The organism is Achromobacter sp. GbtcB20, assembly GCF_019091095.1.
In the GTDB taxonomy this organism is placed as follows: domain Bacteria; phylum Pseudomonadota; class Gammaproteobacteria; order Burkholderiales; family Burkholderiaceae_B; genus Achromobacter; species Achromobacter mucicolens.
Map to the genome: position 1 here is coordinate 1 of NZ_JAGXJZ010000091.1, position 771 is coordinate 771.

The 771-nt window shown below is 64.1% G+C and carries 2 protein-coding genes and 1 pseudogene; all 3 read left to right on the plus strand.

Features of this window, described 5'->3' with window-relative positions; genetic code table 11:
* Positions 1 to 33: 33 nt before the first annotated feature.
* Positions 34 to 426, plus strand: a pseudogene (locus tag KVT32_RS32280) (hypothetical protein); the annotation flags it as partial.
* On the plus strand, positions 329 to 571 hold the full coding sequence (gene lysC / locus KVT32_RS27920) for an Rz1-like lysis system protein LysC (RefSeq protein ID WP_254637046.1): 243 nt from the start codon (positions 329 to 331) through the stop codon (positions 569 to 571). The pseudogene KVT32_RS32280 and the gene lysC, both read left to right, overlap by 98 nt.
* Positions 555 to 771: phage tail protein (locus tag KVT32_RS27925; protein WP_217619178.1), on the plus strand; the 217-nt coding region annotated here is incomplete at its 3' end. The genes lysC and KVT32_RS27925, both read left to right, overlap by 17 nt.

Here is a 771-nt window from a genome sequence, read left to right on the forward strand (position 1 = left end):
GAGGTTCGCCGGTGAAGCGCAAGAGGTGGGGGCATGAGCGCCATCGTGCGCGCCCTGGCGCCCTACGCCGTCTCCCTGGCGCTCGCAGTGGCCTTGTGGCTCCAACATGGCCAGATTGCGAGCCAGGACACTGCGCTGAAGGCATATGGCGAAATTATCGAAGGCCAAGCCAGCGACCTGGCCAACCTGGCCGAGCGAGTAACTGGCCAGCGGCAAGCGCTGGCGCAACTGGAACGCACGCAGGAAGGCTTTCGCAACGCGCTGGATCGGCGCATGTTCGACTTCGAGAGGCTGAAAGATGAAAATCCGGAAGTCCGCAATTGGGCTGATGCTGTGCTGCCTGATCCTGTTGCAAGGCTGCGGGAGCGCCCAGCCCTCACCGGGGCCGCGGCTTACGCTGAATTCCTGCGCTCCCGTGACGCCGTGCAGTCTGCCGGCGGCGGCGCCACGGACGAGCGGCGACCTGAACGTGCAGATTGATCGCATTGAGGCCGCGTGGGCGATATGCGCGGCCAAGGTGGACAGCATCATCAAGTGCCAAAGCGAGGCGGACAATGCGAAAGGCCATTGAACTGCGGGAGTACCTGACACGGCACAACCCATTTTTGACCGAGAACCCCGACCGCCTGCATGTCTTTGTGGAGCAGGGCAACGTTCTCTGCACCGGCACGCGCAGCCTGTCGCACGAGTACCGCTTCACCCTCACCATCGTGGTGACGGACTACGCCGGGCCGCCCGACGCGCTCATGCTTCCGTTGCTCGCCTGGATCC

Bases quoted from the DNA above. Each gene is read 5' to 3' on its own strand.
- lysC (WP_254637046.1), top strand. From the start codon at position 329: ATGCTGTGCTGCCTGATCCTGTTGCAAGGCTGCGGGAGCGCCCAGCCC.